Consider the following 12082-nt stretch of genomic DNA (forward strand, 5'->3'; position numbering starts at 1 on the left):
CCCCGATGTCAGTAACGTGCGCAGGCCGTCAAATCCAGCCGGAAAGCTCGCGCCGCATCATCGCTTCCAGCAGGTCCATGCCAGGCTCGCTCGTATTGAGGCAGGCCAGCGCGGCGAATTTCTCGCCCCCCGCCTTCAGGAAACTGTCGCGCCCCTGCAGCGCGATTTCCTCCAGCGTCTCGAGGCAGTCGGCCGAAAAGCCCGGCGTCGCCACGGCGAGCCGCTTCGTCCCGCGCGCGCCTTCCGCTTCCAGAGTGACGTCCGTCGCCGGCTCCAGCCACTTGGCCCGGCCGAAGCGAGACTGGAAAGTGGTGACGAAGCGAAGACCCGGCCGCGCCATCCTTTCTTCCAGCAGGCGCGCCGTCTTGCGGCAGTGACAGTGATAGGGATCGCCCAGTTCCAGCGTGCGCAGCGGCATGCCGTGGAAGCTCAGCAGCAGGACTTCCGGCTCGAAATCGAGCCCGTCGATCTGGCGGGCGGTATCGCGGGTTAGCGCGTCGATATAGGCAGGATCGTCGTGATAGGGCGGAAGCGTGCGCAGCGTGGGTTGCCAACGCATCGTCCCCAGCGTTTCCCCGACCTTGTCCACAACCGTCGCGGTCGTCGCGCCGGAATAGTGCGGGTAGAGCGGCGCGACCAGGATGCGGTCGCAGCCCGCATCGTGCAGCGCCTTCAGCCGGTCGGGAATGGACGGCTTGCCGTAGCGCATCGCCCAGTCGACTTTCACCCCATCTCCCAGCCTCTGCTGCAGCCCGGCCGCCTGGTCCTCGGTAATCACGGCCAGCGGCGATCCGCGGTCGGTCCAGACCTGGCTGTAGGCATGGGCCGACTTCTTCGGCCGGGTGTTGAGGATGATGCCCCTCAGGATCGGCTGCCAGACCAGCGGCGGGATCTCCACCACGCGCGGGTCGGACAGGAATTCCGCGAGATAGCGCTTTACCGCCTTGGGCGAGGGATCGTCCGGCGTCCCGAGGTTGACGACGAGCAGGCCGACCTTGCCCGATTGTACGGGAGGATGGTCGGCGGGGAGTTTCTGTGTCTGCCAGGTCATAACCCGCCCGAGATAAGCGGCAGGCGCCGAAAACGAAGCCCTGTTGCCGAATAGAGCGCATTGGCGATGGCGGGCGCAGCGACGGCGACGCCCAGTTCGCCCGGGTCGAAAGGCTCGCTTTCCCCCGGCAGGAACTCGACCTCGATCTCCGGGCAGTCGGCAAGCGTGGGCAGGTTCAGGTCCGCCAGCCGCTGCGCCTGCGGCAGGCCGTCGCGATAGGTGGTGGACGCGCCCAGCGCCTGCGCCATGCCGAACACCAGCCCGCCCTCGATCTGCTGGCGCGCGATGTCGAGATTGACGATCCGCCCCAGATCGACCGCGGCGCTCAACCGCGTGACCTGGATCCCGCCCTCCCCGCGCCGCGCGGTGGCGACGCAGGCGATGCGGCCCGTCGCGCCAAAGCGCTGCATCCGGTGGCAGGCGATGCCCTGCCCGCTCTGCGAAAGGCCGCCGTTCCACCGGGCCAGCCGCGCAGCCTCCTGCAGACACTGCACCAGCCGCGTATCTTCGCCCAGCATCTCGATCCGGTAGGACAGCGGTTCGCGCCCGAACTCGGCCGCGACCTCGTCGACGAAACTTTCGACCATGAAGGCCGTGTAGCCATGCGCCCCGCCGCGCATCGGACCGGTCGACAAGCCGATATCGAGCGGCGCGTGGTTCAGCGCCATGTCGGGAATGTCGTAAGGGGGCCAGGCACCCTCCACGGCCAGCGGGTCCGCTTCCTCGGCAACGTCCTTGCGCGCTTCCCAATGGGGCTTGCCGTCGAACAGCCGCCCGCCCAGTTCGCGCGCAGTGGCCGGCACGGCGATGCGGGTCCGCAGCACGGCAATCCGGCCGCGCTGGTTGGGCACGAAGCGCGCCGCCAGCGTGGCCGCGGCGGGGGCGCGGGGAAAGCCGGCGAGATGTTCCTGCCAACGGGACCAGACCAGCTGCACCGGCCGGCCGATCTCGCGCGCGATGATCGCGGCTTCCACCGCGTGCCGGTCGTCCAGCCTGCTGTCGAAACTGCCGCCCGCGGGCATCGGGTAGAGGACGACATCCTCTTCGGAGAGGCCCAGCGCCTCCGCCGCCGCCACGCGCGTCCGTTCGGGCGCCTGCGACGCGAGCCACAGTTCCAGCCTGCCGTCGGTCAGCCGCGCGGTGGCGGTCGCGGTCTCGATCGCAGCATGGATGGCGGGTTCGATATCGTAACGGCGCGCGAAGTCGGGATCGTCGAGCACGCTGTTGTCCGGGCCGATCCGGCGCAGGCGAGCGCTAGGTCCGTCGCGAACCGCATCGCCCAGGCGTTGTTCGATCGTATCGCTGTCCACCGGGGCGGTGACCCGGAAGCGCGGCGTCATGGCGTCCACCGTCCGGTCCGCCGTCCACCAGTCGCTCGCGACCACCGCCAGCCACGCCTTCCCGTCGACATGGCCCAGCACCCGTGGGTTTCCGTCCCCTGCCGATGGGTTGAACGCGGTCAGCTCCGCCCGGTCCAGCGGACCATGCCTGATCGCGGCAAAGACCATGTCGGGAAGGCGCACGTCGCCGGCAAAGACGTGACTGCCGTCGACCTTGCTCGGCAGGTCGAGCCGGGGAAAAGCGCCTGCCCCCTCCACCTCGCCCGGCATCGGGCGTTCGGACATCGGTTCGGGCCGCAGGGGCGGCGGATCGGGCGGTTCGCGTTCCGAAGCGCCGGCAACCAGTTGCGCGAAGGTCGCGCTCCGCTCGCCATGGCGGACGAGACCATCCGCGACCTCGCATTCCTCCCAGCGGACATCCCATCGCTCGGCCGCTTCCATCGCCAGCACCGCCCGCGCGGATGCGGCGGCGTTGCGGCTCGGTATTTCGTAGGCGGATATCGTGCTGCCGTCGGCCGTCGCGGTGAAGCGGCTCATCTGCGCGAAACGTGTGGTCGCGATATCCGTCTCGCTCTCGGCGAGCGAGGGCGCGAAGGGCATCCACAGCGCCGCCCAGCGCGCGGCGAGCGGCACGTTGGCATAAGCGCCGCTGACCGGCGCGGGCTCGACCGCGACCTGCCGCCAGTCCGCGCCCAGTTCCTGCGCCACGATTTGCGGCAGGATGGTGGTGACGCCCTGTCCCATTTCCAGTTGCGGCACGGCCACCGTGACCACGCCGTCTTCGGCGATCTTCAGCCAGGCATCGAAGGCGTATTCGCCTTCGGCGGGCTCCAGCGGGGTCGGGAAACTGCGCGGTCTCAGCGTCCAGGCGACCAGCAGTCCTCCCCCCACTGCCGCCCCGACCAGTATGCCCCGCCGACTGACCTTCACTCGCGGTCGGTCCCGTGCGCCAGCGCGGCCATCATGGCGGCGGCGATCTCGCGGAAATGGACCGCCTGCTCCCCGTCACCGGCGGCGGGCGGTTCCCCCGCATCGCTGGCGCGGCGGATTTCCCGGTGCAGCGGGATACGGCCGAGAAAGGGAATGCCGACCTCCGTCGCCACGCGCTCCATCCCGCCTTCGCCGAACGGATGGCTGATCTCGCCGCAATGCGGGCAGGCATAGCCCGCCATGTTCTCCACCAGGCCGATGACCGGGACCTGCCCCGCTTCGAACAAATTGGCCGCGCGCTGCGCGTCGATCAGGGCGAGATCCTGCGGCGTGGAAACGATGACCGCGCCCGCCGGCTTGAACCGCTGGAGCATGGTCAGCTGCACGTCGCCCGTGCCGGGCGGCAGGTCCAGCAGCAGCAGTTCGGTATCGCCCCAGTCCGCTTCCACCAGCTGCGCCAGCGCATTGCCGGCCATCGGGCCGCGCCATGCCAGTGCCTTCCCGCTGGCGACGAGGTGCCCCATGGAAAGCATCGGGACGCCATAGGGGCTGTCGACCGGGATCAGCTGCTTCTCGGTCGCTTCCGGCTTCGCGTCCTTGGTGCCCAGCAGCGTGGGCTGCGACGGTCCGTAGACATCGGCATCGACCAGCCCGACCTTGTGCCCTTCGCGCGCGAGAACGACGGCAAGGTTGGCAGTCAGGGTAGACTTGCCGACCCCGCCCTTGCCCGATCCGATCGCGATGAGTTGCCGCGCGGTCCGCTCCGCCGTCAGCGCGACATGGACCATGTCGATCCCGTCTACTGCCAGCAGCGCGTCTTTCAGTTCGGCTTCCAGCGCATCGCGCGCCGGTCCGCGCAAGGCCCCGGCATCGGCGATCACGGTTGCCCTGCCGTCGACGGCGCGCACGGTTTTCACCCGGCTCGCAAGCCTGTCGGGCAATCGGTCGATCAACCTGCTCTCATCCATGGCCGCGACCCGATAGCACCATTTTCCGTATGCCAACCCCTGTTTTTCCGACAATCCCAACCTATAACAATCGGCATGGACATGATGCGGGCGCTGAGTGCGCGAATTGGGCTGGCGATGGCCGGCAAAAGCCCCTGGGGGGGCAGGAAAAATGGCAACGGTTCGGGCGATGACGGCGCGAGCGATGGCGGACCCGACGGCTCGTCATCGGGACCGGGCGGGCCGCGGGGCCCGAAGAACCCGTGGCTGCCCGGCGGCGGCGGTTCCGACGACGACGACGGCAAGCGTCGTTCCGCCAACATAGAAGACATCTTCCGCAATCGCGGTCCCGAAGGTCCGCGACGCAGCGGCGGGGGTCCCGGCGGCCCCAACTTCCGCATGCCGACGGGCCCGGGCGGCCGCAGCTGGATCCCGCTGGTCGCCGTGCTGGTGGTCTCGATCGCGCTGCTGTCCACCATGATCCATATCGTGCAGCCGGAAGAGCGCGCGGTGGTAAAGACGCTGGGCAACTACACCCGCACTTACGAGCCGGGCTTCAATGTCTCGCTCCCCTGGCCGATCGAGACGGTCGAGGTCGAGAACGTACAGGGCGTCCGCTCATTCGAGATCCCGGGCGAAAGCGCGCAGCAGAAGCTGATCCTGACGGGCGACCAGAACCTCGTCGATGTCAGTTATCTCGTGCGCTGGAACATCAAGGATCTTGCCAATTACAAGTTCGAGCTGGCCGAGCCGGAAGTCACGATCCAGGAAGTGGCCGAAGCCGCGATGCGTGCGTCCGTCGCCGAAAAGACGCTGAACGACACATTCTCAGGCCAGGGCCGCTCGGAAATCGAGACCGCCGTGCGCGAGCGCATGCAGCGCGTCCTGGACGGGTACCGGTCCGGCATCCAGGTGCGCGGCGTCGAGATCGACAAGGCGGACCCGCCGTCCGAAGTGAACGACGCCTTCCGCGACGTGCTCGTGGCCCAGCAAAATGCCGATGCCGCCCGCAACCAGGCGCGCGGTGTCGCGCAGCAGGTCCTCCAGAACGCGCAGGGTGAAACCGCCGCCTTCGACCGTGTGTACGAGGAATACCGGCAGGCGCCCGAAGTGACCCGCCGCCGTCTCTATTACGAGACGATGGAGCGCGTGCTGCGCCAGAACGACAAGGTGGTGATCGAAGCGGACGGCGTGACGCCGTACCTGCCGCTGCCCGAACTGCGCCGCAGGCAATCCGCCGGCACCCCCGCACCGACCGCAACGGCAACGGCCCCGAGGCCGGCCGCAAGCCCGTCGCCCAGCGCGACCGGACAGGAGTAAGCGAAAATGTCGAATATATGGGAAACCTACAAGCTCCCGATCATCGGCATCGTCGTGGTTGTGATCGCCCTGCTCGCCAGCATCGTCGTCGTTCCGGAAGAGGAACAGGCGGTCGTGATCCGCGCCGGTAATCCGGTCTACAAGCTCAACGCCTATGACCCCGACGAACCCTCGCAGGCGGGGGTCTATCTGCACATCCCGTTCTACGACCGGGTGCAGCGGATCGAGCGCCGCATCCTCGACCTCGAGATGGAGCCTCAGGAAGTGCTGTCGAACGACCAGCAGCGCTTGCTGGTCAACGCCTATGCCCGCTTCCGGATCGTCGATCCGGTGCGGATGGTGGAACGCGCCGGCACGACCGACGGGGTCCGCTCTGCGCTGGAGCCGATCCTGAATTCCGTGCTGCGCCAGGAACTGGGCCGCCGGACCTTCCAGGCCATGCTGACCGCGGAGCGCGGTACCGCGCTGGACAATGTCCAGGCCAATCTGGACCGCCAGGCCCGCCAGTACGGTGCGCAAGTGATCGACGTGCAGATCAAGCGGACCGACCTGCCGAGCGGCGCTCCGCTAGATTCCGCCTTCGAGCGGATGCGGTCGGATCGCCAGCGCGAGGCGCGGACCATCCGCGCGACTGGCGATCGCGATGCGCGCATCATTCGTGCCGATGCGGATGCGGAAGCGGCGCGGATCTATGCCGACAGCTATAGCCAGGATCCCGACTTCTACGACTTCTACCGCGCGATGCAGAGCTACGACCGGACCTTCGGAACAGGCGAGGATGCGGGCGAGAGCAGCATCATCCTGTCCGAGGACAACGAGTATCTCCGGCAGTTCCGCGGAGGCCGTTGACCGTTCGTCGATCCGGCGCCGCACATTCAAAGCGGGTTAAGCCGGAAAGTCGCGAAAACGGGGACATGAAACTTTGGCGCGATGTCGTCGTATAGAACTGTGAGAAGGAACGAGAGGACGTGAAGCCCGTGCGATACGCCTATTCTGTCACCAGTGCGCTGCTCCTCGGAGGCGCGGCGCTTACCCTTACCACCGGTTATCCCGCAGGCGCGCAGGTCGCGCAGAACGACGACGGGCGCATGTCCGGCATCGTGCCGCGAGCCGGTGCCCCGGAAACCTTCGCCGACCTGACGGAGCAGCTGCAGCCGGCGGTGGTCAACATCTCCACCCGGCAGGTCGTGCAGGTGCAGGCCAACCCGTTCGCCGGCACGCCGCTCGGCCAGCTGTTCGGACAGCGCGGACAGGGCGAGCCCACGACGCGCGAGGGCCAGTCGCTGGGATCGGGCTTCCTGATCTCCTCCGACGGCTTCGTGGTCACCAACAACCACGTCGTCGCACCGGGCAATCCGAATGCGACGGTCGAGGAAATCACGGTCACCATGCCGGACGGTACCGAGTACGAAGCCGAGCTGGTGGGCGCCGATACCGCGTCCGACCTTGCGGTCCTCAAGATCAGCCGCAGCGATCCGTTTCCCTTCGTCGAATTCGGCGATTCCAGCGCGGCGCGTCCGGGTGACTGGGTGGTCGCGATCGGCAATCCGTTCGGTCTCGGCGGGACCGTAACCAGCGGGATCGTCTCTGCGGTCTACCGCAACACGGGTACCGCTGGCGCTTACGACCGCTACATCCAGACCGATGCCAGCATCAATCGCGGCAATTCGGGCGGCCCCCTGTTCGACATGCAGGGCAATGTCATCGGCATCAACAATGCGATCTTCTCGCCTTCGGGCGGTAGTGTCGGGATCGGCTTCGCCATCCCGGCCGAGATCGCGCAGCCCATCGTCGCGCAATTGCAGCGCGGCGAGCGGGTCGAGCGCGGCTATCTCGGCGTCAATCGCGAGCCGCTGAGCGACGACCTGGCCGCATCGCTCGGCCTGCCCGAACGGCAGGGCGAGATCATCCAGCGGGTCCTTCCGGAAGGTCCGGCCGGTGCGGCGGGCATCCGCGCGGGCGACATCGTGCTGACCATCGACGGCAAGAATGTCAGCCCGGACCAGAACCTGTCCTTCATCGTCGCCAATATCGCGCCGGGATCGACGGTGCCGATCGAACTGATCCGCGACGGCCAGCGCCGCACGGTGCAGGTGACCGTCGGTGCACGGCCGACCGACGAGGAACTGCAGCAGAGCCAGATGTTCGGTCCCGAAGAGGACGAGGAGGAACAGCTCCCCCAGAACCTCGATTCGAACGATGCGGTGGCCGAGAAGCTGGGCCTGCAGGTGGTGCCGGTCACGCCGAGCATCGCGGAACAGCTCGGCTCCGGTTCGGACACGCAGGGCGTGGCCGTGGCGCGGGTGGACCGCAATTCGGACGCCGCGCGCAAGGGCATTCGCCGCCGCGACATCATCCTGTCGGTCAATTACGAGCCGATCTCCTCGGTCGCGGAACTGGAAGCCGCGATTGCGGAAGCGGAGCGCAACGATCGTCCCGCGGTCTTGCTGCGCATCCAGCGCAATGGCCGACCGGTCGCCTACGTGCCGGTTCGCATCCGCTGACGGCATTCGCCCGACCAAACGAAAAGGGCTCCACAGCAAGCGCTGCGGAGCCCTTTTTCGCAGGAGCAATCAAAGCCCCGCCGGAAACTAGCCCGGACCGGTTCCCGATTGTCCGCCCTGATCCTGTCCACGCGGTGGTTGTGCGCGTACCGTCGGGATGGGCGTGGGACGCGGCCGTGGCTGGCCGGGCTGTCCACCAATCGCCCGATCAAGGAAATCGTCGCTCGCCGCGGCCGGGGCATCGTCGTTCCCGCCATCGGGCACGCGGTCCATCACGTCGCCCTCACCCGGATTGGGCATGGTCTCACCGGTGCCAGGGCGGTCGGGACGGATCATGTTCCCTTCCTCGTCGATGTAGTAGTAATCGTCTCCCTCGCCGAGACTGAAGGGATCCTCTTCCTCGAGCTGCCATTCGGGAAGGTCGAGTTCGGTGTTGAACTGCTCCACCGGCCGGTCCTTCACCGCGTAGCGCATGAAGGCGGCAAAGGCCGCCGCCGGGGCGCGGCCACCCTGCAGCCCGCTGACGGCGCGGTTGTCGTCCCGGCCCATCCAGACGCCAGTTGTGACGCCGCTGGAAAACCCGACGAAATAGCCGTCCTTGTTGGAACTGGTGGTGCCGGTCTTGCCGGCCACCGGACGGCCGATCTGCGCCGCGCCGCCGGTGCCGTTGGTCACCGCGCTCTGCAGCAGGTCGGTGATGCCGGCCGCGACGTAGTCCGGCACCAGCCGCACGCCCGCCTTGCGCTCGTGCTGGTAGATCGTCTCCCCGCTGGCGGTCACCACCTTGACGATGCCGTAGGGCTCGACCGAGTTGCCGCCAGCCGAGACTGCGGCGAAAGCGCGCGTCATGTCGATCAGCCGGGTTTCCGAGCTGCCGAGAACCATGGAGGGATAGGTGGAAACGGGGGTCGAGATGCCGAAGCGCCGCGCCATCGAGGCGACCGTTCCGAAGCCGACTTCATTGCCCAGCTGCGCCGCCACGGTGTTCTTCGAATAGGCAAAGGCGCTGCGAAGATCCATTTCGCCCGAATAGCCCCCTCCCGAATTGCGCGGTTGCCAGCCGTCGATCGTGACCGGCGTATCCACAACACGATCTTCCGGCCGGTAGCCGGCTTCCAGCGCAGCAAGATAGACGAACAGCTTCCAGGAGGAACCCGGCTGCCGCAGGGCGGACGTCGCGCGGTTGTAATTGGTTTCCACGTAATCGGTGCCGCCGATCATCGCGAGGACGGCGCCGTCGCGATCGAGCGAAACCAGCGCGCCCTGCGCCCCGTCAGGGGCGTTGCGCGTAATCGCGGTTTCGGCCGCGCGCTGCATCCCGATGTCGATCGTGGTCCATACCTCGATCGGCTCGTAGGTTTCCGGCAAAAGGATATCGAGCTGCGGAAGCGCCCAGTCGGTGAAGTAGCGCACCGAGTTCTCGCCCGACTGTTCCTTCAGCTTCACCGCTTCGGGATCGATCGTCGCGCTTTGCGGGATGCGGCCCTGCTCCTTCATCAGGCGCAGCACGACCTGCGCGCGGTCCACCGCCGCCGCCGTGTCGGCCGTGGGCGAATAGCGCGACGGGGCCTTCACCAGTCCGGCGATGATGGCGGCTTCCGCCGTGCTCAGTTCCGTCGCCGGGTGGCTGAAGAACTTGCGACTGGCGCTGTCGATCCCGTAGGCGCCGCCGCCGAAATACACCTTGTTGAGGTAGAGTTCGAGGATCTCCTCCTTGGTGAATTTCGATTCCAGCGCCATCGCCAGCACCGCTTCGCGCATCTTGCGATCGAAGGTGCGGTTGGAATTGAGGAACAGGTTCCGGGCGAGCTGCTGGGTGATCGTGGATGTCGCGGACACGCGGGAATCGTCGGTCACGGCAACGTAGAGAGCGCGTGCCAGGCCAATGGGATCGATACCGAAATGGGACTGGTACCGACGATCCTCGACCGAGATCATCGCGTCCTTCATCACTTGCGGGATGTCCTGGTGCGGGATCCACTTGCCGTAGCTCGGCCCGAGTTCGACGATCTCCGTACCGTCGCGCGCGCGCACCACGATGGTCTGCGCGGTCTGGGTGGCCTTGAGTTCGGCGAAGCTGGGCAGCGTCCGGGCCGAGAAGAACACAGCGAGGCCGAGGAACAGCGCGCCCAGCAGGCCGACTACCAGACCCGTGACGAACAGGCGGCGCAGCCAGAGCTTCCAGCCGCGCAACGGCGCTTTCTCGCGCCCTCCGCGCTTTACGATCTGGCGTTCGGAAGCCTCTCGGCGGCTACCCCGTTTCGCGGTCAATGCGTTCCACCTTCATGCATGGCGCAACCGGTCCGATGCGGATGCCGGCACCTGCAGCTTTCCCATCCTGCCATGCATAGTGGACTTCTAATCGCGGGTGAACGGGCGGCGGGAATTAATCCTCCGCTTCGAACTCCAGCGCCGCGGAGTTGATACAGTACCGCATCCCGCCTGCATCGCTTGGCCCGTCGGGGAACACGTGGCCCAGATGACTGCCGCAATTGGAGCAGACCACTTCGGTCCGGACCATCCCATGGGAGGTATCACGGTTCTCCTCCACCGCCTCTCCGCCGGCGGGCGCCGTGAAGCTGGGCCAGCCCGAGCCGCTGTCATACTTGTCGGTGCTCTGGAACAGCAGCTGGCCGCAGGCCGCGCAGTGGTATTCGCCCGATTCCTTGTTGGCGTTGAGAGCGCCGGTAAAGGCACGCTCCGTGCCCCCTTCGCGCAGGACGTGGAACTGTTCGGGCGTCAGCCGCTCGCGCCATTCGGCGTCGGTCAGGGTCTTCATTTCGGCCATTTCGGTATTCTCCTTACCCGAAAGAATCTAGAAACGGACCGTTATTGTGCAAGGCATCGGGGCAATGGGCGCCCCACCCTACGCATCGACCTTGGCGTAGTGTTCCGGGGGCTGAATTACTTCCATGCGCTCCGACAGGAGTGGCCGGAAGCTCGGCCGGCTCTTGAGGACCGAGTACCAGCCCTGAGCCTGTTCGTGGCCGGTCCAGTCGATCCCGCCCAGATAGTCCGCCACGGACAACTGCGCGGCCGCCGCGATATCCGCAAGGCTCATCTGCGAGCCGGCCAGCCAGGGCCGGTTATCGATCAGCCAGTCGATGTAATAGAGATGCGTGTGGGCCAGCTTCATCGCTTCGCGCAGCACGCGCGCATCGGGCGGTTGGCGCAGGATCAGGCGCTTCTTCATCCGCTCGTGCAGCAGCGGGGCGACGATGTCGCCATAGAGGTTCTCGTCGAACAGAGCGACCAGCCGGCGAATTTCCGCGCGCTGGGCGGACGTGCCGTTGATCATCGGCGACTTGTCGACCGTCTCCTCGAAATACTCGCAGATCGCGCGCGAATCCCGCAGGGTCAGGCCGCGCTCGTCGTCATGCAGCACGGGGGTGCGGCAGGCGGGATTCAGGTCGAGAAACTCGTCGCGCGCTTCCCACGGGTTTTCGCGCGTGAGTTCGTATCCCACACCCTTCTCGCTCAGCAGCAGGCGCACCTTGCGGCTGAACGGGCAGAGCGGGAATTGAAAGAGGGTCCACATGGGCGCTCCTCATGCCGCAAGCGCGTGCGGCGGTCCATACCAGCCCGGTGTTTTCAGACCCTTGTCTGGCTGGCAGCTATCGAATGCCGGACGCCTCGAGCAACAGCAGGCAGGCCGGCATCACCTCGTCGAGGTTGTCGTTCGTCCGCAGCCCCTCGGCCTCGCGAGTCAACAGCGCCGTCACCTGCGCGCGGGTCAGTCCCGCCTGGTCCATCAGCCGGGCGGACGTGCGCACGAAGAACTCCCGGCCGCGCGTTCCCAGCTGCGGATATTCCGCGGCAGCCGGCTCTCCGCGCGCCTGCATCTCGGCGACGATCGCGAACGCCGCAGAGCACCGCAGCGCGGTCTGCTGTTCGAGATCCAGCGCAGGTTGCGCCGCCGAGGGCGCGGACAGGGCGAGGACCGGAACGGCGAGGATTGCGATGAGTTTTGACATGGAAGGCGCCTATCGG

At 67.0% G+C, this 12082-nt stretch carries 10 protein-coding genes; 3 read left to right on the forward strand and 7 right to left on the reverse strand.

Going from position 1 to position 12082, the window contains the following annotated elements:
* Positions 1–28 precede the first annotated feature (28 nt).
* Genes hemH through AB1K63_RS08305 form a run of 3 tightly spaced genes read right to left on the reverse strand, consistent with a single transcriptional unit; the run spans position 29 to position 4109 of the window.
* Entirely contained in the window at positions 29–1051 is a 1023-nt protein-coding gene (gene hemH, locus AB1K63_RS08295) for a ferrochelatase (RefSeq protein WP_366959636.1), read from the reverse strand.
* Positions 1048–3321, reverse strand: coding sequence for a molybdopterin cofactor-binding domain-containing protein (locus AB1K63_RS08300; RefSeq protein WP_366959637.1), 2274 nt, complete (start codon positions 3319–3321; stop codon positions 1048–1050). The genes hemH and AB1K63_RS08300 overlap by 4 nt, the downstream gene beginning before the upstream one ends.
* On the reverse strand, positions 3318–4109 hold the full coding sequence (locus AB1K63_RS08305) for an Mrp/NBP35 family ATP-binding protein (RefSeq protein WP_366960668.1): 792 nt from the start codon (positions 4107–4109) through the stop codon (positions 3318–3320). The genes AB1K63_RS08300 and AB1K63_RS08305 overlap by 4 nt, the downstream gene beginning before the upstream one ends.
* Positions 4110–4370: 261 nt before the next feature.
* Between AB1K63_RS08305 and AB1K63_RS08310 the strand changes: the two genes are divergently transcribed.
* The 3 genes from AB1K63_RS08310 to AB1K63_RS08320 all read left to right on the forward strand — a co-directional run bounded on the left by AB1K63_RS08310 (position 4371) and on the right by AB1K63_RS08320 (position 8092).
* Complete coding sequence (locus AB1K63_RS08310; protein WP_366959638.1) at positions 4371–5588, forward strand: protease modulator HflK; 1218 nt, start codon at positions 4371–4373, stop codon at positions 5586–5588.
* A gap of 6 nt (positions 5589–5594) precedes the next feature.
* Complete coding sequence (locus AB1K63_RS08315; RefSeq protein ID WP_366959639.1) at positions 5595–6437, forward strand: protease modulator HflC; 843 nt, start codon at positions 5595–5597, stop codon at positions 6435–6437.
* Between the two features lie 128 nt (positions 6438–6565).
* Positions 6566–8092 (forward strand): Do family serine endopeptidase, encoded by a 1527-nt coding sequence (locus AB1K63_RS08320; protein WP_366960669.1) that lies wholly within the window; start codon positions 6566–6568, stop codon positions 8090–8092.
* Positions 8093–8179: 87 nt separating this feature from the next.
* On the opposite strand, the gene AB1K63_RS08325 is transcribed toward AB1K63_RS08320, so the two are convergent.
* The 4 genes from AB1K63_RS08325 to AB1K63_RS08340 all read right to left on the reverse strand — a co-directional run bounded on the left by AB1K63_RS08325 (position 8180) and on the right by AB1K63_RS08340 (position 12066).
* Positions 8180–10264, reverse strand: a complete 2085-nt coding sequence (locus tag AB1K63_RS08325; protein ID WP_366960670.1) for a PBP1A family penicillin-binding protein — start codon at positions 10262–10264, stop codon at positions 8180–8182.
* Between the two features lie 214 nt (positions 10265–10478).
* Positions 10479–10880, reverse strand: a complete 402-nt coding sequence (gene msrB, locus AB1K63_RS08330) for a peptide-methionine (R)-S-oxide reductase MsrB (RefSeq protein WP_366959640.1) — start codon at positions 10878–10880, stop codon at positions 10479–10481.
* Positions 10881–10958: 78 nt separating this feature from the next.
* Entirely contained in the window at positions 10959–11630 is a 672-nt protein-coding gene (locus AB1K63_RS08335; RefSeq protein WP_366959641.1) for a glutathione S-transferase family protein, read from the reverse strand.
* A gap of 76 nt (positions 11631–11706) precedes the next feature.
* Positions 11707–12066: a hypothetical protein gene (locus tag AB1K63_RS08340; RefSeq protein ID WP_366959642.1), complete on the reverse strand. Its 360-nt coding sequence runs from the start codon at positions 12064–12066 to the stop codon at positions 11707–11709.
* Positions 12067–12082: the final 16 nt, after the last annotated feature.

The organism is Qipengyuania sp. JC766, from assembly GCF_040717445.1.
Classification (GTDB): Bacteria; Pseudomonadota; Alphaproteobacteria; order Sphingomonadales; family Sphingomonadaceae; genus JC766.